Below are 20,114 nucleotides of genomic sequence, written 5' to 3'. Positions count from 1 at the left end.
GATGATTTACAAGTTTGTAAATATGGTGCCGAGAGAGGGACTCGAACCCTCACACCTAAGGCGCTAGCACCTCATGCTAGTGTGTCTACCAATTTCACCATCTCGGCATATCTTTTATTGAGGAATTTCGTCACTACTTTTAGCAGGCGCTTCACTCACTGAGTCACCAGCTTGCTGAATCACTTGACCTTGTGAAGGGTCAACCCATTGTGATTCAGTTTTGTGAGTTGACATATTGCCAAGCACAAGACTGATAACAAAAAATACTGTTGCGAAAATCGCAGTCATTCGGGTTAGGAAGTTACCTGAGCCGCTAGCACCAAACACTGTGTTTGACGCGCCAGCACCGAATGAGGCTCCCATGTCTGCGCCTTTACCTTGTTGAATCAACACTAGGCCAATGATAGCAACCGCTGCCAACAGGTAAATCACAAGTAGAACTGTAAACATTACTTCCACCTATGTTCATATTTGTTGAGCTAGCGCCGTTCGTATCATCAGACTCGAACAAGGCCAGCGACCTTTCTCTCCGAAAGCGGACGCAATACTAACGAATGGTTCCGAGACTGACAAGAGGTATTTTCTAAAAAAAATCACTTTACGATTTGATCGCTCAAAAAACTCGCACAACAGCGTTTTTTCGAGCATTTCTACAATTCCTAGCGCGAAATCAATCAGCTAGGAATTGTAGAAACCAGCGCCCAAATTAGCAGTTATCTTTTACAGCTTGAGCAATTTTTAATGCAGATTGCTTCACTAAGGTTTCATCTTCCCCTTCCACCATCACACGGATCAGAGGTTCTGTACCCGATTTGCGCAGTAATACACGGCCTTTCGAACCTAGCTCAGCTTCAACCTCAGATACCGCCGCTTTCACCGCATCCGCTTCAAGTGGATTGTTATCTCCTGCAAAACGGACATTCTCCAACACTTGTGGGTAAAGCGTCATACCTTTCGCTAATTCATGCAGGGTCATTTCACTACCCACTACTGAAGCCAGCACTTGTAGGCCAGCGACAATCGCATCCCCCGTAGTCACTTTATCGAGTAAGATGACGTGACCTGAATTTTCCGCACCAATCTTCCAGCCTTTCTCTAGAAGTTTTTCCATAACATAGCGATCACCGACCGCAGCGCGTACAAATGGAATGCCCAACTGTTTAAGTCCATTCTCCATGCCAAGGTTCGTCATCAATGTCCCAACAACGCCACCTTTGAGCTCGCCACGGCGCAGTGCATCACGGGCAATAATGTAAGCGATTTGGTCACCATCGACTTTATTACCTAGGTGATCAACCATGATGATGCGGTCGCCGTCACCATCGAAAGCAAGGCCAAGATGAGCATGCTCTTCAACAACGCGTTTTTGCAGTGCGCGAACGTCGGTTGCACCGACTTGGTCATTGATATTCAAACCATTAGGCTCAACGCCCATCGCAATGACTTCCGCTCCCAACTCACGGAAAACATTGGGCGCAATGTGGTATGTGGCACCATTGGCACAATCCACAACAAGCTTCAAACCAGATAGACTGAGTTTTGAAGGGAAAGTGCTTTTACAAAATTCGATGTAACGCCCCGCCGCATCCACCATGCGTGAAGCTTTACCAAGCTCAGCCGATTCAACACATTCAATGTCTTTATCTAACTCAGCTTCAATCGCTAACTCAATGTCATCCGGCAGTTTGGCTCCTTCATAAGAGAAGAACTTAATGCCGTTATCGTAGTAAGGGTTGTGCGATGCAGAAATAACAATCCCCGCTTCTGCACGAAACGTTTGGGTAAGATAGGCCACAGCTGGCGTTGGCATTGGTCCGGTGAAGGTCGCTTTTAATCCTGCCGCTGCAAGCCCAGCTTCCAGTGCAGACTCCAACATATAGCCAGAAATACGGGTATCTTTACCAATAATGACTTTTCTCGTGCCTTGTTTTGCCAGTACACGTCCAGCCGCCCAGCCAAGCTTAAGTACAAAATCAGGAGTAATTGGGTACTGGCCAACTTTGCCACGAACCCCATCAGTGCCAAAATAACGTCTCTTATCAGACATTTGTGTTTCCTTTACATTATTGTTTTTACAAATTGTTATGCATCATCTGCACCATTTTGAGTGCATCAATGGTCTGCTCTACATCATGAACACGGATAATTTGTGCGCCTTTTTGCGCAGCCAATGTGGCACACGCAACGCTTCCTGCCACACATTCAGCTGGTTGCTTATTCAGTGTTTTAAAAATCATTGATTTACGTGACATTCCAGCTAAAACTGGCAATCCAAAACGATGAAACTGTTCTAAATGGGCGAGCAAATGATAATTGTGTTGCACCGATTTTCCAAAACCAAAACCGGGATCTAAGATAATATTCTCACGCTTAATACCCGCAGCTTCGCATTGTGCAATTCGCTCAGCTAAAAACTGGCAAACCTCTTCAATAATATTGTAGTAGTGTGGGTTAGCTTGCATCGTCCGCGGCTGACCTTGCATATGCATAATACAAACCGGGACTTGAGCCTGCGCTGCTACTTCAAGAGCTCCCGGCTCTTGCAAAGCACGCACATCATTAATCAGATCGGCTCCCGCAGCTAATGCTTGGCGCATCACTTCCGCTTTGCTGGTATCAATCGAAATCCATACCTCAGCATTCTGTTTTCGAATCGCTTTGATAAGTGGGATGACGCGCTGTAATTCCTCTTCTAAAGCAACATCAGGAGCGCCTGGTCGAGTTGACTCACCGCCAATATCAATAATCGCGACGCCAAGGTCGATCATTTGCTGTGCTCTTGCCAACGCGACATCAAGGTCAACGTAACGGCCGCCATCGGAAAAGGAATCTGGCGTAGTATTTAAGATACCCATCACAACGGGTGAATGCAGCTCAAGCTGCTTATCGGCATGACTGATTTTCAGCATTCTAAAAATATATTCCCTGCAAACACAAAACCCCGAACAAGTCGGGGTTTAAAGTTAAAAGTGATGTTATTCAGCGTCTTTTTTCTCGCTTGCTGTCGCGACATCCGATGAAGCAGTCTCTGCTGTAGATTCTTCCGCCTTAGCTTCAGGCTCAGCTTTTACTTCAGGTGCAGACGGAGTTTTCGATTGTTCACCCCAACCTGCTGGTTCACGAATCACAGGCTTACGCGCCATCAAGTCATCAATCTGACCTGCATCGATAGTTTCATACTTCATCAATGCATCTTTCATCGCATGCATGATATCCATATTATCCATAATGATTTGGCGAGCTCGTTCGTAGTTACGATCAATGATTTGACGCACTTCGTCATCAATCAGCTTCGCGGTGTCATCAGACATGTGTTTCGTCTGTGTCACACTGCGCCCAAGGAACACTTCACCTTCATCTTCCGCATACAACATAGGGCCTAGCTTTTCAGAGAAGCCCCATTGGGTCACCATCTTACGAGCAATTTCTGTTGCACGCTCGATATCGTTTGATGCGCCTGTTGAAACTTTCTCTTTGCCGTAAATCAACTCTTCAGCAAGACGACCGCCGTACAAGCTAGAGATCATTGATTCCAGATGCTGTTTAGACATACTCACGCGATCTTGCTCAGGCAAGTACATGGTGACACCCAATGCACGACCGCGAGGAATGATCGACACTTTGTAAACCGGATCATGCTCAGGTACAAGGCGACCTACTACCGCATGACCAGCCTCATGATAAGCGGTAGACTCTTTTATCTCTTCAGACATCACCATTGAACGGCGCTCTGCACCCATCATGATTTTGTCTTTTGCAAGTTCAAACTCAACCATAGAGACGTTGCGCTTGTTGCCACGAGCAGCAAACAGCGCCGCTTCGTTAACTAAGTTCGCTAAATCCGCACCAGAGAATCCAGGAGTACCACGCGCAATCAATGATGGCTCTACATCATTCGCCAGAGGCACTTTGCGCATATGCACTTTAAGAATTTGCTCACGACCACGCACATCTGGCAGGCCTACCACGACTTGACGGTCAAAACGTCCCGGACGCAGCAATGCTGGGTCCAACACGTCAGGACGGTTGGTTGCCGCGATGACAATAATGCCTTCATTGCCTTCAAAACCATCCATCTCAACCAGCATTTGGTTTAGTGTCTGCTCACGTTCATCGTGACCACCACCAACACCCGCGCCACGCTGACGACCCACTGCATCAATTTCATCAATGAAAATAATACATGGAGAGGCTTTCTTCGCTTGTTCGAACATGTCACGCACACGAGATGCACCGACACCGACAAACATTTCAACGAAATCCGAACCAGAGATAGTAAAGAATGGCACTTTAGCTTCACCAGCAATCGCTTTGGCAAGCAAGGTTTTACCTGTACCAGGAGGACCAACCATGAGTACACCCGTTGGGATCTTACCACCCAGCTTTTGGAAGCGGCTCGGATCGCGCAGGTAATCGACCAGTTCTTTCACATCTTCTTTTGCTTCATCACAGCCCGCAACGTCGCTGAAAGTGGTTTTTATCTGGTCTTCACTCATCATACGCGCTTTGCTCTTACCAAATGACATGGCACCTTTGCCACCGCCACCTTGCATTTGACGCATGAAGAAGATCCAAACCCCAATCAATAGAATCATTGGGAACCAAGAGATGAAAATGGTACCCAGCAAGCTTTGCTCTTCAGGAGGCGTACCTTGTACTTTCACGTCTTGATTGATCAAGTCATCGAGGAGCTTTTGATCATAAACCGGCATGTAAGTTACATAACGGCTGCCGCCTCCACGACGCATGAAAGTAATTTCACCGTTGTTGAATTGAGCTTCCTGAATCTGGCCTTGACCAACTTCCTTTACAAATGTGGTGTAGTCGACTGCTCTGCCGTTATTCTCACCGGGGCCGAAGCTCTGGAATACAGACATCAAAACGACAGCAATCACAAGCCACAGGATTAAATTTTTTGCCATGTCACTCAAGGTGTAAGCCTCGCGATAACTAATTGTAATTAAAAGGTAGGGTACTACAGTTTGTAGCTAGCGGCTATAGGGTCTACTTAGGCACCAAATAGTGAAATAGTTAACCTTTGTAACCAGTCGCTACGATAAAAACTTCTCGTGAACGTGATCGAGAGGAGTCCGGTTTACGGATTTTAACCACTTTAAACAGGTCTCTTACTGCTTTGACATAATCATCAAAGCCTTCTCCTTGAAACACTTTCACCACAAAACTACCATTGGGAGCCAGAACTTGTCGACACATATCCAGTGCCAATTCGACAAGATACATGGCGCGAGGCTGATCGACGGACAAGTTACCCGCCATATTAGGTGCCATATCAGACATCACTACATCAACCATATCTGGCTGGATTCGATCGAGCAATGCATTGAGCACCGCTTCCTCACGGAAATCACCTTGCAAGAAAGACACCCCCGCAATCGACTCCATAGGTAAAAGGTCACATGCAATAACACGCCCACCTTCGCCAACTACTTTGGCCGCAAATTGCGACCATCCACCAGGTGCAGCGCCAAGATCGACAACTGTCATACCAGCTTTTAGTAGTTTATCTTTGTTTTGGATCTCTTCTATTTTGAAGATAGCACGTGAACGATAGCCTTTCTTCTTTGCTTCGTTAACATATTTGTCGTCAAAATGCTCTTTTAACCAGCGAGTTGAGCTGGCCGAGTGTTTCTGTTTACTCATTTTGTTCCTAACTAAGTCACCACTATCCAAGAAAGTCTGGTAGAAAATATAGTCTTCTAGCATAGATGGCGTTAAAATGACGGTTTTCAACCCTAATATTAAATAAATTTGGCCGCGTAATGAACCTAAGCAACAAACAAAAGCAGCATCTGAAAGGCTTGGCACACAACTTAAAACCTGTTGTGTTGATGGGAGCTAACGGACTCACAGAAGCTGTGCTGGCGGAAATCGAAATTGCGCTCGATCACCATGAACTGATTAAAGTGAAAGTCGTTTCTGAAGATCGTGAAACTAAGCAATTGATCGTTGACGCAATTGTTCGCGAAACTGGTGCCGAGAAAGTACAGGTAATTGGTAAAGTCCTAGTACTTTATCGCCAGTCTCAGCAACGCAAAATCGAATTGCCACGCAAATAATCAGCCAATGGATGAAAAAAGGTCGCGACTGCGACCTTTTTTACTTTTTCCTAAAATGATTGGCTAATTTGCGAAGCTATAGATATTCCACGCGATCAATTTCAAAGACCTTATTGCCCCCTGGAGTCGCAATCGAGACTTCATCGCCTTCAAATTTACCAATCAAACCACGAGCAATCGGCGAATTGACTGAAATACGACCTGATTTGATATCCGCTTCATCATCACCAACGATTTGGTAAGTCTTCTCTTCGTCGCTGTTGACATCAATCACCGTCACCGTGGCACCAAAAATGACTTTGCCACTGTTTTCCATCTTAGTGACATCAATAACCTGCGCCACTGATAGCTTGTATTCGATATCACGAATTTGCGCTTCACAGATCCCCTGCTCTTCACGTGCAGCATGGTATTCCGCATTCTCTTTCAAATCGCCAAGCTCACGAGCTTCGGCAATCGCTTCTGTAATTTTAGGTCTGAGCTTTAATAGTCTATCGAGTTCTTCACGCAGTAGCTTTTCACCACGCGCTGTCATTGGAACTTTTTCCATCATTTACCTCTGCGCCAAAGTGTTTCTTTGGACAATAAAAAATTTCCCAACATCCTAAATCGGGTCGGGTTAGGGTTGAACCATTTGGATTACTCAAAAGTGTAAACAAAGTTAAGAGCTAAATCATCCAAATTCAAGATTTGCGAGGCGAATTTAGTTGAATCCCCATTTTCGCTTTTTATATGTGATCTTTAGCACAATTAGATTGCGTGCATTTTGCTCAATCTCGATAAAAAAAAATAAAAAATACAACAAATTAAATTAAAAAAAACACTTACCAACAAACATTAAAATCATTTAAAAACAATAACTTGATAAATTTTTACCAACAATAAAACAGTGTTCATAAGTTGGATTTATATCATTTTACTAACTGATAGCGGAACTTTGGGAGTAAAAAAATAGCCACGAAAATGGCTGAGCCATCAAATCTTTATGCTTTATGGTTGAACACAACAATGACCAATGAAGCTTGATGCATCACCTATTTCGATTGACGTGGCTTACGTCGCACAAAAATCAAATTTATGGACAATAAATTAGGACTTAATAAGATGAACAAGACTCTGATTGCTCTTGCTGTATCAGCTGCTGCAGTGGCTACTGGCGCTTACGCTGACGGAATCAACCAAAGCGGTGACAAAGCAGGTTCAACCGTTTACAGCGCGAAAGGTACTTCTCTAGAAGTTGGTGGCCGTGCTGAAGCTCGCCTATCTCTGAAAGATGGTAAGGCACAAGACAACTCTCGCGTACGTCTAAACTTCTTGGGTAAAGCAGAAATCAATGACAGCCTATACGGTGTTGGTTTCTACGAAGGCGAGTTTACTACTAATGATCAAGGTAAAAACGCGTCTAACAACAGCCTAGACAACCGTTATACCTACGCTGGTATCGGTGGCACTTACGGTGAAGTGACTTACGGTAAAAACGATGGCGCATTGGGCGTAATCACTGACTTCACCGATATCATGTCTTACCACGGTAACACAGCCGCAGAAAAAATTGCTGTAGCAGACCGTGTTGACAACATGCTGGCTTACAAAGGCCAATTTGGTGACCTAGGCGTAAAAGCAAGCTACCGTTTTGCTGACCGTAACGCTGTTGACGCAATGGGTAATGTTGTAACTGAAACAAACGCTGCCAAGTACTCTGACAACGGTGAAGATGGTTACTCTCTGTCTGCTATCTACACTTTCGGTGACACTGGCTTTAACGTAGGTGCTGGCTACGCAGATCAAGACGATCAAAACGAATACATGCTAGCCGCTTCTTACCGCATGGAAAACCTGTACTTCGCAGGACTGTTCACTGACGGTGAGCTAGCGAAAGACGTTGACTACACTGGCTACGAGCTAGCTGCTGGTTACAAACTAGGTCAAGCTGCGTTTACTGCGACATACAACAATGCAGAAACAGCGAAAAAAACTTCAGCAGATAATTTTGCTATCGACGCAACTTACTACTTCAAGCCAAACTTCCGCTCTTACATCTCTTACCAGTTCAATCTGCTAGATTCAGACAAAGCTAGTAAAGTAGCATCAGAAGACGAACTGGCTATCGGTCTACGTTACGACTTCTAATTGTTGACTTCAGGTCACACGCCAAACGCCTGCTCACTAGCAGGCGTTTTTCTATCTCGTTATACTGCAGCAACGTTTCTTGGTGGATGTTATTGCTATGCTTTTTCGCTTCATACCTGTTTGGTTACTCTCTATTAGCGGTTTTCTAATAGCCTCTCCGATTTACGCACAAACACCATTGACTGCCGCAACGACTAAACTTCCTCAAGGGGCACGTTATAGCCTATTGATTGAAGATGTCGCATTACAGCAGAACACTCTCGAACTCAATACTCATCTGTACTATCCCCCCGCTAGCACCCAGAAGATTTTGACGGCACTCGCCGCAAAATTAGAACTGGGTGATAAGTTTCGCTTTCACACTGATTTAATGCGTTCAGGGCAAGATTGGATCATTCGCTTTTCAGGCGACCCCACCCTGACCACCGCAGATTTAACGACATTGCTCAAAGCGATGAAAGCGCAAAGTGGCGGTAGGATTGAGGGCGATTTGTGGCTGGATAATAGTGTATTTAGTGGATATGAGCGTGCGGTAGGCTGGCCATGGGATATTTTAGGCGTCTGCTATAGCGCCCCAGCCAGTGCCATCAACCTCGATGCTAACTGTATCCAGGCGTCTATTTATACCGAACCACAAGGTAAAACGCGCGTTTATGTACCAGAGCACTACCCTGTGCATGTTCAGTCGCAAGCCATCAGCGTGACACAGAGCGAACAAGAGAGTTTACTGTGTGACTTAGAACTGACGGCAACGCCTGAGAATCACTATACGCTGGATGGCTGTTTAGCCCTACGAGACAAACCCTTACCACTAAAATTTGCGGTGCAAGATACTGGGATCTACACCCAGCGAGTGGTCTATCGTCTCCTCAGCCAGCTAAACATCGAGCTCAAAGGGAAGATAAAAGTCGGTAAAGCAAATACCAAACAAGCGCAGAAAATCGCTTCTCATCACTCCCAGCCGCTGCCTGTGTTACTGAAAACCATGTTGCAAGAGTCCGACAACCTGATCGCCGATACCTTGACCAAAGCCTTGGGACACCGTTTTTACTCTCAACCCGGTAGCTTTACCAACGGAACACAAGCCATTAAACAGATTTTTTACTCGCGCACGGGCATTTCATTAGAAGATACTCAGCTCGCCGATGGCTCTGGCCTTTCACGTAATAACCGGATGCGTCCACAAGTGATGCTGGAAACTCTTCGCTACCTTTATCAGCACGAAGCTGAGCTTGGTTTAATTGCTATGCTGCCTTCAGCGGGAGAATCGGGCACTTTGCAATATCGACGCAGTATGCGTGCGCCGCAAATCAGTGGCCAAATTAAAGCGAAAAGTGGTTCACTTTATGGCACTTACAATATGGCGGGCTTTGTGATGGACGAAAATCAGCGCCCTAAGACTCTGTTTGTTCAATTCGTCACCGACTATTTCCCTCCGAGATCCAATCCTGAGGTAGCGGTTGAGCCGCCGATTATCCAGTTTGAAACTCAGCTCTATCAAGAGCTTATTCAGTTTAATCGTTTGGCATCTAAGCCAAACTAGGCTACCTGAAAAATAAAAAGCGCCGTTTGGCGCTTTTTATTTATTTTTAGCTCAGGTTTGAAAACCATTACTTGATGGTCACTCGAGCGAACTTACGCTTACCCACTTGGTAAACCGATGTACCACAAGCAGGAATCAGCTTCGCATCTTCTAACTTCTCGCCATCAAGCTTCACCGCACCTTGTTTAATCATGCGCAGTGCATCAGAAGTAGAAGCCACAAGTCCCGCCTCTTTAAGCAGATTGGAGATAGCGATTCCAGACTCGAATTCAAACTCTGGCATTTCCTCAGGCATCGCCCCTTTTTGGAAACGGTTGATGAACTCTTGTTCTGCTGCATCAGCGTCGGCTTGAGAATGGAAACGAGCGATGATCTCTTTTGCTAGCAAAATCTTGATATCACGCGGGTTAGCACCATTAGCAACCTCTGCTTTGAATTGGGCCACTTCTTCTAACGGACGGAAAGAGAGCAGCTCGTAGTAGCTCCACATCAAATCATCAGAAATTGACATGATTTTACCGAACATTTCGCTCGGCGCTTCGCTCACACCAATATAGTTATGCGCTGATTTGGACATTTTCTTCTCGCCATCCAATCCCACCAGCAGAGGCATCATCAATACCACTTGTGGTTTTTGGCCGTTGGCTTTTTGTAGCTCACGCCCCATCAGCAAGTTAAACTTCTGGTCAGTACCGCCTAGCTCAACATCCGTCTCCATCGCAACAGAGTCGTAGCCTTGTAGCAATGGGTACATAAACTCGTGAATCGCAATCGGCTGACCATTGTTGTAACGCTTTTTAAAGTCATCACGTTCTAACATACGAGCGACGGTCTGGTTTGAAGCCAGACGGATCATCCCTTCCGCTCCCAGTTTTGACAACCACTCTGAGTTAAATTGGATCTTGGTTTTGGCAGGATCGAGGATCTTGAACACTTGCTGCTTGTACGTTTCCGCGTTACGCAATACATCTTCGCGCGTCAAAGGTGGGCGTGTGGTGTTTTTTCCTGTTGGATCCCCCACCATTCCAGTAAAGTCACCAATCAAAAATGTCACGTCATGACCTAAATCCTGGAAAGTACGAAGCTTATTGAGGATTACCGTGTGGCCTAGATGGATATCCGGAGCCGTTGGATCCGCCCCCAACTTAATTCGTAGCGGACGATTTTCTTTGAGTTTGGCAATGAGCTCTTCTTCGGGGATCAGCTCTTCAACACCACGTTTAATCTCGGCTAAAGCGGCTTCAATACTCGCCATTCTTGTTCACTCCCACAGATTTGGCAAAAATATGATAGTGGGACATATTACTTGAATAGCGATGCATTTTGAAACCAGTTAGACTACCCGACAGCGATTTTGTTAATAATTAAATGAATTTGAACTGAACATGCTTTCTCTTTTCAATCGTCTTCCTTGGCTGCATCGAGTGTTAATCACCGCGTTTAGCGCCATTATTGTCTTCGCCATTTTTTTTCTGCCCAATTCTGAAGATTTACGTAAACCGGATGCTCAGCGAGAAGTAGGACGCCACTATCCCGTCACTCTCGATAACCAACTGGTCTCCACACCAGAGGAAGAAGTGATCGCTCCGCCCTCTGTTATGCTGCGCTGGGAAACCTACCAAGTTGCCAACGGTGAGAGTGCCGCCTTACTCTTCCAGCGAGCAGGACTCTCATCACGCGTGCTCTACGAATTGACCTCAAGCAATAGCGATATCAACAATCAACTGTCGAAGTTAATGCCTAAAGACGAGCTGAAATTTGGCTTTGACAAAGATAATCAATTAGTTCAATTAAAACGCACCATTAGCCCTTATGAAACCTTTGTGGTAACCCGTTCAGATTCTGGTTTTACCTCTGAGTTTGATAAGAAAGAAGTCACCTTCCAACTCAATTATGCCGAAGCCAAAATCACCTCTAATTTCTGGAATGCGGGTGTCACCGCAGGGTTAAGTGCTAACCAGATCATTGAGTTAGCCAATATGTTTGGCTGGGATATCGACTTCGCGCTCGATATTCGCGAAGGCGATCAATTCAAATTGCTCTACCAAGAAAAAATCGTCGAAGGCTCTGTGATTGGTCGCGGTAATATTATTGCTGCCACTTTTATCAACCAAGGTTCAACCTTTACTGCGATTTTGGATGACAATACAGGTAACTATTACGATCAGAATGGCCGTGCGATGAAAAAGGCCTTCTTGCGTTCGCCGCTCGATTTTCGTCGCGTCTCTTCTAACTTTAATCCTCGCCGACTCCATCCAGTGACCGGGCAAATTAAAGCTCACCGTGGTACTGACTATGTGGCACCAGTAGGAACACCGATTTGGGCTGCGGGTGATGGTGTGGTTGAGAAATCCAGCTATAACCAATTTAATGGTAACTATGTCTACATTCGCCATAGCAATACCTACATTACCAAGTACCTACATTTACAGCGCCGCCTAGTTAAAACCGGAGAGCGAGTAAAACAAGGCCAGACTATTGGTACATTGGGGGGCACAGGACGAGTTACCGGCCCTCACTTACACTATGAATTCTTGGTTAATGGCATCCACAAAAACCCACGCACGGTTGAATTACCACAAGCACAGTCACTGACTGGTAAAGCAAAAGAGACCTTTATTGCGAATGCGAAGCAACGAATGGAAAAGCTTGAGCGTTACAGCCAGTTACTGTATGCCAATCAATAATCATCTCGTGGCGGACAAAAAGTTAGGCCAGCAATTGCTGGCCTAACTTTTATCAACATTCACTCTGTCGCTATGACATATTTAACTCTGCGCATCTTGAGGAGCTTCGTCTTCACTTACCCCTTTTCTACGCCGCCCTAACATGAGCAAGCAAGGGGTAAGCACTAAGGTCAGTACCGTAGCAAAGGCTAATCCTCCGGCCACCGCCGTCGCCAACTGTGACCACCACTGGGTACTCGGTGCTCCAAACTCAATTTTCTGATTGATGATGTCGATATTCATCTCAAGCACCATGGGCAGCAAACCTAAAATCGTCGTCACCGTCGTCAGCAGCACTGGGCGCAAACGCTGCACTCCCGTGCGCAGTATCGCTTCTTCTCGGCTCAAACCACGCTTAAGCAATTGATTATAGGTATCAATCAATACGATATTGTTGTTCACCACAATCCCTGCCAGAGCAATCACCCCGATGCCAGACATGATGATGCCAAACGGTTTTTGGAAAATCAGCAATCCAGCAAAAACCCCTACGGTAGAGAAAATCACCGCGGTCAAAATCAGGAAGGCTTGATAGAAACTATTGAACTGGGTGATCAAAATGATCGCCATCGCCGCGAGTGCAACCATAAACGCTTTTTCGAGGAAAACCGCAGAATGCTCTTGCTCCTCGTTTTGACCACGGATACGAAACTCCACACTACTCGGTAAATTGAGCTCACGTAGTGCCTGTTCAATGGCTGGGAGTTCTAGCGCTAGGTTGTACCCTTCCTTGAGATCGGCCATCACGCTAATTACCCGTCGACCATCCACCCGATGAATCGTATCCTGCTTTTGCTCTGGAATAATTTGCGCAAAATTAGTGAGTGGCACTAAACCTTGCGCGGTTTTTACGCGTAGTTGGTCAAAACGTCCAATATCGCGATATTCACTCGGATAACGTACCAAAATATCGACTTCTTCATCGCTGTCATCGGGAAGATAATCGCCAATTTTGAGGCCATTTGTCACAAACTGTACGGTATTGCCCACCAAAGTAGCATCGGCCGCAAAACGTGATGCATCATCACGTCGAATATCAATTTTCCAATCAATCCCCGGCTTGCTGCCATTATCGCTTAAATTGGTCAGTGCCGGATTGGCCTCTGCCCATAACCTCACTTGCTGAGCGGCTTTATCGAGATCGTCAGCAACGCGAGCTGAAATTTCAATCTCCAGATCATGCTCAACAGGGGGCCCTGCGTCTGGAAATTTGTATTCGATTTCAACCCCTGGGAAGGTATCGGTGACTTGCTCCAGTTCCTCAATAATCGCTTTAACACTGCGACGATATTGCCAATCAACGGGGGTTATCTGTACGACGCCGATTTCATCATCGCCCCCCGTACGGGTATAGACACTTTCAAACTCATCGTGGCCTAACATCACCTGTTCAATATCACTCATGATACGATCTTTTTCATTCAGCGACAGATCGCCATAAGAGCGCACTTTGACCGAGAAAAAGGGCGGATCAACTTCAGGAAAAAACTCTGCACCTAACCCTGCTTTGCCATAAGCAAACGCAATCGCCGCAGACATCAGCAGCGCACCGCACAAAATTTTGATCGGGTGGCGAATCGCTATGGCAAGCGTGCTGTAATAGGCTTTGGTGATCCCCGTCGCTTGTGAAAAATCACCATTGTGCAGCGCCACCATCCGCGCTTGATTGGCTTGGGTCACTTTCTGCGGACGACCAAACAAACTTCCCAATACCGGAACAAAGAGCAACGCCATCACTAAAGAGGCAGTGAGCGTCGCCATTAAAGTCAGCGGAAGGTATTTCATGAATTCGCCAGTGACATCTGGCCAAAACAGCAGTGGGGCAAAAGCGGCCAACGTGGTCGCGGTAGAGGCGGTGATTGGCCAAGCCATACGTTTCGCCGCATCACGATAGGCTTCACTTCGATGCATTCCCTCTTGCATACGTCGATCCGCAAATTCAGTCACCACGATTGCGCCATCCACCAGCATGCCAACAGCCATGATAAGAGCAAACAGCACAACGATATTGACCGTCAGACCGAAAACGGCCAGTACCAATAACCCAGTCAAAAAAGATCCAGGAATCGAAACCCCAACCAATAGCGAAGTGCGTACGCCCAGAATCGCAATGATAACCACCACTACGAGAATGATGGCGGACAGAATATTGTTTTGTAGATCATTGAGCATGAGTTTGACATCTTCCGACTCATCCCAAATCGTTTTCACCAATAAATTATTAGGCCAATCATCACGAGCTTGAGCTTCGCCTAACACCGCTTTGACTAGCTCAACGGTTTCAATAATGTTCTCACCAGAACGTTTTTTGATATCCAAAACAATGGCGGGTTTACCATCTAAGCGAGCGAAGCTCTCAGGATCACGGAAAGATTTGCGTACTGTAGCCACATCACCGAACGTAATCACTTGCTTACCTTCGACTTTAATCGGCAGCTCTAGTACATCCTTCAGTGATTCAAACACGGAAGGCACTTTGACCGAAAAGCGGCCATAACCGGTATCGACAAATCCGGCGGCGACCACTCGGTTATTGAGTGCAATCAGATTGTAGATGTCGCTTTGATCCAGTCCATAGCTCTCCATAAGCAGTGGATCAACGATGATTTCCACAATCTCTTCACGATCCCCTGCGATATCAACAGACAAGATCTGTCGAAAGCTTTCCAATTTATCGCGTAATTGACGGGCTATCAGAACTGTCGTTCGCTCCGGTACTGTACCGTAGAGCACAACAGATAAAACAGGCTGTTCCGCCGCCAGCGTCACTTCATTCACCGTCGGCTCATCACTGTCCGCCGGTAATTTGGGTTTAGCCAAATCGACCGCATCACGCACATCGGCCATCGCTTTGGCTAAATCGACGCCTACATTGAATTCCAGCACAACAGAAGCATGCCCTTCTGACGCGGTGGCCGTCATCTCTTTCACCCCTTCAATCGAGCGCATTTCCTGCTCAAGAGGACGAACAATCAATCTTTCCGCATCACTGGGAGAAATACCTTGGTGGCTCACCGAAACGTAGATGATAGGAATGGTGACATCGGGGCTCGATTCTTTGGGAATGGTCAGGTAAGTCGCCACACCCGCAACCAAAATGAACACCAGTAAGGTCAACATGGTGCGCGTACGAGACAGCGCCGCATCAATCAGAGTGAACATGGTGCGGCTCCTAGTGGGTTGCGCTGAGTTGAGTGGCGAGAACCTTATCTCCATCGCGAACAAATCCTTGTCCACGGGTAATAATATCCACTTGCTCGCCAAGTCCGGTTAACCAGACGCCATCTTGTTCTGCTTTCACCAGTTGGATTGGCACAAACTTGACGTGTTCACCTTGCAACGTTTTCACGCCAAGGTTGCCCTCTTCATCGAGCGCGAGCATGGCGGGGGTGATTTTGATCGCGGCTTGAGACATTAGGCTCAACTCAACTTCTGCGCTTACCCCTGCAGGAATGGCTTGTTGTGGGTTATCGACCTCAACTTCAATGGCAAAGGTATTGGTTGCAGGCGATGAGAGCCTTGAAATATAGCGGACTTTACCTTGTGTTTGCGTGCCATCGATAAAGCGGATCCGCGCCGCTTGTTCAAGCTGTACATGTTGAATGTGTCGCTCACTGACATCAGCCTCTATCACCAATTTGTGCAGATCGATAATGGAGGCAACCGGATCGCCAATCCCAACAAAATCGCCTTTTTCGATAGGTAAAGTCTCCACGACACCATCAAAGGGGGCGCGAACTTGGGTATTATCCAGTAAACGTTGCACAGTACTGAGCGAGGATTGTGCATCTGTGAGAGCAGCAGCAGCATTGGTAAAAGCAACTTCGCCTTGTAAGCCTTTATTTTTCAGTGCACTAGCCGCATTAAACTCTTGTTGTCGCACTTTGAGCTGCGCTTTCGCTCGCTCTAACTGGGCATCCAGATCGCCTTTATCAATCAAGGCGATTATCTGGTTTTTGGTGACCATTTGCCCTTTCGCAATCTTCACCTCGGCGATCCGCCCAGCAATTTCAGCACCAATTTTAGCCTGCCGATCCGGCGCAGTGCGTCCGTACAGCTCGATAACTTTATCGGTTTGAGTTGCGCTAAACGTTTGATAACCGACTTTGGCTAAAGGGACTTGTATTTCCATCGCCGTTTGCGGCTCTTCGGCGTTGGAATCGCCTAAGCCTAACCAGAGTGCTAACAGAATAATGAAGGAAAAAGAAATCAGCCAAGGTTGATGCAGAAAGTAGTCGCGCGCTTGACGTGAAGAAGTTTTGAGCGGAAACATAACTATTCCTTATTGTTATCGCTGCGTGACATCCTAATACGCAGCGTCGGCCAATCGAGTTTATCGACTGGCCTTATTTTCCTGAAAAATCTCAGGATTAGACGCTAAATGATGCGCCGCAACCACACGTGGTCGTTGCATTGGGGTTGTTAACGAAGAATCTTGAGCCTTCGAGACCTTCGGTATAATCGACCACTCCGCCGATCAAATATTGCAGACTCATAGGATCAACCACCAAAATGACGCCGCTATTCTCAATTTTGGTGTCACCTTCGTTGACGGTTTCATCGAAAGTAAAGCCATATTGGAAGCCGCTACAACCACCACCAGTGATGTAAACACGCAACATTAACGATGGATTTTCTTCTTCTGCGATCAACGCTTTAACACGTTTTGCTGCCGCATCAGAAAAGGATAATGGAACATTAACTTCGCTCACGATGACCTCTCTCAGTCGTGGAAAATACAACAACACCGCAAAATCCGATGTGCTGCCGATCTAATAATGATAATGGCGGCGATTATCTAATACCTGAGTTGGCCGTTCAAGTATTAGCCTTAATCCGAATCAACTTGGCGGATAAATTCGCTTTCTTGCTCGCTATTTTGCGGATGCAGATAGGGAAAATCGATCAAAATGTAGCGAAAACATTTCACCCACTGGAGCATAGGCGTACAATGCGCCCCAAAATTGGTCCGATTCATCATAAGAGGAAACTAGCATGACCAAATCAGCCGAGTTGTATCAAAAGGCGCAAACCACGATTCCGGGTGGAGTTAACTCTCCTGTTAGAGCCTTTAACGGAGTGGGTGGTTCACCGATTTTCATTGATCGTGCCGATGGCGCGCTGATTTTTGATGCCGATGGTAAAGCATACATTGACTACGTGGGATCATGGGGACCAATGATTCTCGGCCACAACCATGCGGTAATTCGTGAAGCGGTGATTCAAGCAGCACAACGCGGTTTAAGTTTCGGTGCACCCACCGAGATGGAAATTACCATGGCAGAGTTGGTCTCTGAGCTCGTTCCTTCAATGGAACAATTGCGGATGGTGAACTCGGGCACTGAAGCGACGATGAGTGCGATTCGTCTTGCGCGTGGTTATACAGGCCGTGACAAAATCATCAAGTTTGAAGGCTGTTACCATGGTCATGCCGACAGCTTACTCGTTAAAGCGGGATCTGGGGCTTTGACTCTAGGCCAACCAAGTTCACCCGGCGTTCCTGCTGATTTTGCCAAGCACACCTTAACTGCTCGTTTTAACGATCTAGACTCAGTGCGTGAGCTGTTTGCGGCCAATCAAGGTGAAATCGCCTGCATTATCGTTGAACCCGTAGCTGGCAATATGAACTGTATCCCACCAGTGGAAGGCTTCCACGAAGGGCTGCGTGAAATTTGTGACCAAGAAGGTGCATTACTGATTTTCGATGAAGTGATGACTGGTTTTCGTGTCGCATTGGGCGGCGCTCAAGCGCACTACAACATCAAACCCGATTTGACGACACTTGGTAAAGTGATCGGTGGCGGTATGCCAGTCGGCGCTTTTGGTGGTCGCCGTGAAGTGATGCAATACATTGCCCCAACAGGCCCGGTTTACCAAGCTGGTACACTATCAGGCAACCCAATCGCGATGGCAGCGGGCTATGCCTGTCTGAATCTACTGCGTGAAGAAGGCAATGAAAAGCGCTTAGCCGCCAAAACCAAGCAACTGGCTGATGGCTTTAAATCTCTGGCCGATCAACATGGTATTCCACTTTTAGTACACCAAGTTGGCGGCATGTTCGGTTTCTTCTTTACCGAACAAGAGACAGTGACTTGCTATGAAGATGTCGCCCGTTGCGATGTAGAGCGTTTCAAACGTTTCTTCCATCTGATGCTGCAACACGGCGTTTATCTCGCCCCCTCTGCCTTTGAAGCAAGCTTTACCTCACTGGCGCACGGTTCAAAAGAGATTGAAGCCACGTTGGAAGCCGCAGATCGTAGCTTTGCGATTTTGGCAGCGGAAGCGAAAGCGTAACCTACTGTGGGTCACCACTTTGCGAAGGCAGCCTCGGCTGCCTTTTTCATTGAGTGCAGATCTATTGCCAATAATAGAGACTCAGTAGCACGAGAGCACAAATCACTACGCCAAACCACGGAATCGGTCTACGTTTCGCTTTCTTGTCACAACATTCATTTTTATCACAACAGCCCATCTCGACCTCCGGATTGCTAAGCAGCTGAATTGGCGTCATTATAACGCTTCAAATTCCTTTAGGTGGACAACTCCTGTGTCAGAAAAAATCAAATTAGCATCCAGTCATCGCGTATTAGTTGTGGCGCTGCTCGCTTCTGCACTCGCGTGTTACTGGTTGGTCGAGCCTTACATCAACTCGATAATAATGGCCTTCATCATTTCGCTCTTGATGTTTCCAATCCATGATTGGTTTGAAAAGAAACTGCCTTCACACAACAATTTAGCGGCCTTTTTATCTTGTGTTGTGCTAACCGTTATCATCGTTATTCCCCTACTGTTTATTTTTGGGGCCATCGTTCAACAAGGCTCTAAGTTCTCACAAAACCTCTACGCATGGGTTACACAAGGCGGAATTCAGGCTCTCTTTAACCATCCTTGGGTGGTCAAAGGGCTCAGCTTAGCCAATCACTATCTGCCTTTTGAAGAGATCAGCCCCCAACAAATCGCACAACGCATTGGTCAGTTTGCAACCACATTCGGCAGTAATTTAGTCAGTATTAGCGCAAAAATTCTCGGGGATGCCACCAGCTTCGTGATGCATTTTTTCCTGATGCTGTTTGTGCTGTTCTTCCTACTGCGCGATCACGACAAAATCATCAGTGCGATTCGCCATATTCTGCCCCTCTCTCGCAGCCAAGAAGATCGCCTGCTCAGCGAGATAGAAAATGTCTCCAAATCAGCGGTGATGGGCTCTTTTTTAACCGCCATCGCGCAAGGTGTGGCAGGCGGAATTGGCATGTGGCTGGCGGGTTTCCCGGGACTGTTTTGGGGAACCATGATGGGCTTTGCGTCCTTTATCCCCGTCGTCGGTACTGCGTTAATTTGGATCCCTGCGACACTCTATCTATTTTTAACCGGTGATACGACTTGGGCGATTTTCCTCGCCATTTGGAGTGTTGCGGTTGTGGGCTCGATTGATAACTTACTCCGCCCCTTCTTAATGCAAGGCAGTGCAGGGATGAATACCTTGATGATTTTCTTCTCCCTGCTCGGCGGTATTCAGTTGTTTGGTTTAATTGGCTTAATTTATGGCCCGCTGATTTTTGCCATCACCATGGTGCTGTTTAATATCTACGAAGAAGAGTTTCGCAGCTTTTTAGATCAGCAAGACCGAAGCTAAGTCCA

At 46.6% G+C, this 20,114-nt stretch carries 16 protein-coding genes and 1 tRNA gene; 6 read left to right on the top strand and 11 right to left on the bottom strand.

From position 1 onward, the window contains the following. Window positions 1-23: 23 nt before the first annotated feature. The 6 genes from T411_RS0116375 to rlmE all read right to left on the bottom strand — a co-directional run bounded on the left by T411_RS0116375 (window position 24) and on the right by rlmE (window position 5,661). Window positions 24-107: transfer RNA gene (locus tag T411_RS0116375), tRNA-Leu, on the bottom strand. A gap of 7 nt (window positions 108-114) precedes the next feature. After that, on the bottom strand, window positions 115-450 hold the full coding sequence (secG, locus tag T411_RS0116370) for a preprotein translocase subunit SecG (protein WP_000495557.1): 336 nt from the start codon (window positions 448-450) through the stop codon (window positions 115-117). A gap of 256 nt (window positions 451-706) precedes the next feature. After that, window positions 707-2,047, bottom strand: a complete 1,341-nt coding sequence (glmM, locus tag T411_RS0116365) for a phosphoglucosamine mutase (RefSeq protein ID WP_001281061.1) — start codon at window positions 2,045-2,047, stop codon at window positions 707-709. A 25-nt stretch (window positions 2,048-2,072) separates the two neighbouring features. Next, window positions 2,073-2,909: a dihydropteroate synthase gene (gene folP, locus T411_RS0116360; protein WP_000913082.1), complete on the bottom strand. Its 837-nt coding sequence runs from the start codon at window positions 2,907-2,909 to the stop codon at window positions 2,073-2,075. Window positions 2,910-2,975: 66 nt separating this feature from the next. Then, window positions 2,976-4,922 (bottom strand): ATP-dependent zinc metalloprotease FtsH, encoded by a 1,947-nt coding sequence (gene ftsH, locus T411_RS0116355; protein WP_001107450.1) that lies wholly within the window; start codon window positions 4,920-4,922, stop codon window positions 2,976-2,978. 109 nt (window positions 4,923-5,031) lie between these two features. Then, the gene (rlmE, locus tag T411_RS0116350; RefSeq protein ID WP_000043220.1) at window positions 5,032-5,661 is read right to left on the bottom strand and encodes a 23S rRNA (uridine(2552)-2'-O)-methyltransferase RlmE; all 630 of its coding nucleotides are present in this window, start codon (window positions 5,659-5,661) and stop codon (window positions 5,032-5,034) included. A 119-nt stretch (window positions 5,662-5,780) separates the two neighbouring features. Between rlmE and yhbY the strand changes: the two genes are divergently transcribed. Further along, complete coding sequence (gene yhbY / locus T411_RS0116345; protein ID WP_001054291.1) at window positions 5,781-6,077, top strand: ribosome assembly RNA-binding protein YhbY; 297 nt, start codon at window positions 5,781-5,783, stop codon at window positions 6,075-6,077. Window positions 6,078-6,153: 76 nt separating this feature from the next. Here the strand turns inward: yhbY and greA are convergent, their stop codons facing one another. Continuing rightward, window positions 6,154-6,627 (bottom strand): transcription elongation factor GreA, encoded by a 474-nt coding sequence (greA, locus tag T411_RS0116340; protein ID WP_001883448.1) that lies wholly within the window; start codon window positions 6,625-6,627, stop codon window positions 6,154-6,156. 554 nt (window positions 6,628-7,181) lie between these two features. Between greA and ompU the strand changes: the two genes are divergently transcribed. Further along, on the top strand, window positions 7,182-8,207 hold the full coding sequence (gene ompU / locus T411_RS0116335; protein WP_001044324.1) for a porin OmpU: 1,026 nt from the start codon (window positions 7,182-7,184) through the stop codon (window positions 8,205-8,207). 97 nt (window positions 8,208-8,304) lie between these two features. Continuing rightward, window positions 8,305-9,750, top strand: a complete 1,446-nt coding sequence (gene dacB / locus T411_RS0116330) for a serine-type D-Ala-D-Ala carboxypeptidase (RefSeq protein WP_000898882.1) — start codon at window positions 8,305-8,307, stop codon at window positions 9,748-9,750. A gap of 67 nt (window positions 9,751-9,817) precedes the next feature. Here the strand turns inward: dacB and tyrS are convergent, their stop codons facing one another. Beyond that, on the bottom strand, window positions 9,818-11,005 hold the full coding sequence (tyrS, locus tag T411_RS0116325) for a tyrosine--tRNA ligase (protein WP_000146472.1): 1,188 nt from the start codon (window positions 11,003-11,005) through the stop codon (window positions 9,818-9,820). Between the two features lie 130 nt (window positions 11,006-11,135). Between tyrS and shyC the strand changes: the two genes are divergently transcribed. Continuing rightward, window positions 11,136-12,437, top strand: coding sequence for a peptidoglycan DD-endopeptidase ShyC (shyC, locus tag T411_RS0116320; RefSeq protein WP_000949650.1), 1,302 nt, complete (start codon window positions 11,136-11,138; stop codon window positions 12,435-12,437). An 81-nt stretch (window positions 12,438-12,518) separates the two neighbouring features. Here shyC and vexF read toward each other — a convergent pair whose 3' ends face one another. The 3 genes from vexF to erpA form a co-directional block, all read right to left on the bottom strand. Continuing rightward, on the bottom strand, window positions 12,519-15,638 hold the full coding sequence (gene vexF, locus T411_RS0116315; protein ID WP_000494544.1) for a multidrug efflux RND transporter permease subunit VexF: 3,120 nt from the start codon (window positions 15,636-15,638) through the stop codon (window positions 12,519-12,521). 10 nt (window positions 15,639-15,648) lie between these two features. Beyond that, complete coding sequence (vexE, locus tag T411_RS0116310; RefSeq protein WP_000484214.1) at window positions 15,649-16,749, bottom strand: multidrug efflux RND transporter periplasmic adaptor subunit VexE; 1,101 nt, start codon at window positions 16,747-16,749, stop codon at window positions 15,649-15,651. Between the two features lie 97 nt (window positions 16,750-16,846). Then, complete coding sequence (gene erpA, locus T411_RS0116305) at window positions 16,847-17,188, bottom strand: iron-sulfur cluster insertion protein ErpA (protein ID WP_000005741.1); 342 nt, start codon at window positions 17,186-17,188, stop codon at window positions 16,847-16,849. A gap of 283 nt (window positions 17,189-17,471) precedes the next feature. Here erpA and hemL point away from each other — a divergent pair, with 283 nt between their 5' ends. Together hemL and T411_RS0116290 are read left to right on the top strand one after the other, a co-directional pair. Further along, on the top strand, window positions 17,472-18,770 hold the full coding sequence (hemL, locus tag T411_RS0116295) for a glutamate-1-semialdehyde 2,1-aminomutase (RefSeq protein ID WP_000167257.1): 1,299 nt from the start codon (window positions 17,472-17,474) through the stop codon (window positions 18,768-18,770). A 253-nt stretch (window positions 18,771-19,023) separates the two neighbouring features. Further along, window positions 19,024-20,109: an AI-2E family transporter gene (locus T411_RS0116290; protein WP_001290813.1), complete on the top strand. Its 1,086-nt coding sequence runs from the start codon at window positions 19,024-19,026 to the stop codon at window positions 20,107-20,109. Window positions 20,110-20,114 lie beyond the last annotated feature (5 nt).

Origin of the sequence: Vibrio cholerae ATCC 14035 (genome assembly GCF_000621645.1) — a bacterium.
Lineage (GTDB): Bacteria > Pseudomonadota > Gammaproteobacteria > Enterobacterales > Vibrionaceae > Vibrio > Vibrio cholerae.
The sequence above is the reverse complement of the archived record's forward strand: the minus strand, read 5'-3'. Positions and strand labels throughout refer to the sequence as shown.

What these genes read in the sequence shown, in the direction of transcription:
- secG (WP_000495557.1), bottom strand. Translation starts at nt 450, where the DNA reads ATGTTTACAGTTCTACTTGTGATTTACCTGTTGGCAGCGGTTGCTATC.
- glmM (WP_001281061.1), bottom strand. Translation starts at nt 2,047, where the DNA reads ATGTCTGATAAGAGACGTTATTTTGGCACTGATGGGGTTCGTGGCAAA.
- folP (WP_000913082.1), bottom strand. Translation starts at nt 2,909, where the DNA reads ATGCTGAAAATCAGTCATGCCGATAAGCAGCTTGAGCTGCATTCACCC.
- ftsH (WP_001107450.1), bottom strand. Translation starts at nt 4,922, where the DNA reads ATGGCAAAAAATTTAATCCTGTGGCTTGTGATTGCTGTCGTTTTGATG.
- rlmE (WP_000043220.1), bottom strand. Translation starts at nt 5,661, where the DNA reads ATGAGTAAACAGAAACACTCGGCCAGCTCAACTCGCTGGTTAAAAGAG.
- yhbY (WP_001054291.1), top strand. Translation starts at nt 5,781, where the DNA reads ATGAACCTAAGCAACAAACAAAAGCAGCATCTGAAAGGCTTGGCACAC.
- greA (WP_001883448.1), bottom strand. Translation starts at nt 6,627, where the DNA reads ATGGAAAAAGTTCCAATGACAGCGCGTGGTGAAAAGCTACTGCGTGAA.
- ompU (WP_001044324.1), top strand. Translation starts at nt 7,182, where the DNA reads ATGAACAAGACTCTGATTGCTCTTGCTGTATCAGCTGCTGCAGTGGCT.
- dacB (WP_000898882.1), top strand. Translation starts at nt 8,305, where the DNA reads ATGCTTTTTCGCTTCATACCTGTTTGGTTACTCTCTATTAGCGGTTTT.
- tyrS (WP_000146472.1), bottom strand. Translation starts at nt 11,005, where the DNA reads ATGGCGAGTATTGAAGCCGCTTTAGCCGAGATTAAACGTGGTGTTGAA.
- shyC (WP_000949650.1), top strand. Translation starts at nt 11,136, where the DNA reads ATGCTTTCTCTTTTCAATCGTCTTCCTTGGCTGCATCGAGTGTTAATC.
- vexF (WP_000494544.1), bottom strand. Translation starts at nt 15,638, where the DNA reads ATGTTCACTCTGATTGATGCGGCGCTGTCTCGTACGCGCACCATGTTG.
- vexE (WP_000484214.1), bottom strand. Translation starts at nt 16,749, where the DNA reads ATGTTTCCGCTCAAAACTTCTTCACGTCAAGCGCGCGACTACTTTCTG.
- hemL (WP_000167257.1), top strand. Translation starts at nt 17,472, where the DNA reads ATGACCAAATCAGCCGAGTTGTATCAAAAGGCGCAAACCACGATTCCG.